The sequence below is a fragment of the Micromonospora sp. NPDC048169 genome (genome assembly GCF_040652815.1).
Lineage (GTDB): Bacteria > Actinomycetota > Actinomycetes > Mycobacteriales > Micromonosporaceae > Micromonospora.
Genome location: NZ_JBEZMS010000083.1, coordinates 1 through 1,395 on the forward strand (window position 1 = coordinate 1; position 1,395 = coordinate 1,395).

Below are 1,395 nucleotides of genomic sequence, written 5' to 3' on the forward strand. Positions count from 1 at the left end.
TGCAAGACGCTTCTATGTGTGTGGTGATCGGTTCGGCTGGTTGCCGTTAGGGTTCGGCATCGATGATCACTTGGGTGACTCTTCGTCGATCCGGCCGCTCGGGTTGTGGGTGTGCCTTGTGCAAGACCTGTCCCCGGGTGGTCGTCGGCGCCGGCCCGGTCCACCCTGCTGGCCTGATCAGAAGCCTGCCCGTGCGAGCACACGTGGCCCATCACAGATCTGCCGCCGTGGTGACTGCTTCCCGAGCCGACGCCAACTGTCCCGGTCGTCGCTGGCTAAGGAGCAACAATCCGAGATGGCAAGGATCGTAGAGCGGGTCGCGGATCGCTGCGACGTGGTGGTGGGGGTGGACACCCACACCGACACGCATACCGCAGCTGTGGTTGACCGGCTCGGTGGGGTGTTGGCGCAGGTCACCGTGTCCACCGACCCAGACGGGTTGAGCCAGCTGTTGGCCTTCGCCGTCGAGCACACTCCCCCGCAGGGGCGCCGGTTGTGGGCGGTGGAAGGCACCCGGGCGCACGGTCAAGGGTTGTGCCGGCTGCTGAGCGCCGCCGACGAGCCCGTCTGCGAGGCGCCCAAACCCGCCGCCGCGGCCCGTCGCCGGGGCGGTAAGTCCGACCGCCTGGACGCGGTCGCCGCCGCTCACGCCGTGCTCGCCCTGCCCGCCGAGCGCATCGCCGTGCCCCGCAGCGACGGACCACGCGAGGCGCTGCGCCTGCTGCTGGTCTGCCGCCGACACCACAGCGACGCCCGCACCGCCGCGATCAACCTGATCAAAGCGCTGATCCTGACCGCCGACGACACCCTGCGCCACACACTGCGCGGACTGTCGACCACCACGCAGGTCGCCCGCCTGGCCGCCCTCGACCTACCCGAAACTACCGACCTGCCCCTCGAAGAACACACCCGCCGCCGCGAGCTGACCACCCTCGCCCGGCAGATCCAGACCCTCGACGCCACCCTCGCCGACAACCACCGCCACCTACGAACCCTCGTCACCCAACTGTGCCCACCCCTACTCGACCAACCCGGCATCGGACCCGTCACCGCCGCGATCGCCCTGACCGCCTGGTCCCACCCCGGCCGCATCCGATCAGAAGCCGCCTACGCCACCCTCGCCGGCGCCGCCCCCATCCCCGTGGCCAGCGGCCGCACCGACCGACACCGCCTCAACCGCGGCGGCGACAGAACCCTCAACAGCGCCCTGCACACCATCGCCCTGACCCGCCGCCGCATCCACCCCGAAACCCGCGACTACATCACCCGACGCCGCGCCGAAGGCCGCACCACCAGAGAAATCACCCGCTGCCTCAAGCGCTACATCGCCCGACAGCTCTACCGCACCATCACCAACCACCACCGAACCACTTGACAACCCCCACTCACAGATCG

General features: G+C 69.6%; 1 protein-coding gene. It reads left to right on the forward strand.

Translation table 11 applies throughout. The features are described from left to right. Positions 1 to 295 precede the first annotated feature (295 nt). Positions 296 to 1,375 (forward strand): IS110 family transposase, encoded by a 1,080-nt coding sequence (locus AB0D28_RS29890; protein WP_357391262.1) that lies wholly within the window; start codon positions 296 to 298, stop codon positions 1,373 to 1,375. The last annotated feature ends 20 nt before the right edge of the window (positions 1,376 to 1,395 follow it).

Coding starts and splice junctions, on each gene's coding strand:
- AB0D28_RS29890 (WP_357391262.1), top strand. CDS start 296: ATGGCAAGGATCGTAGAGCGGGTCGCGGATCGCTGCGACGTGGTGGTG.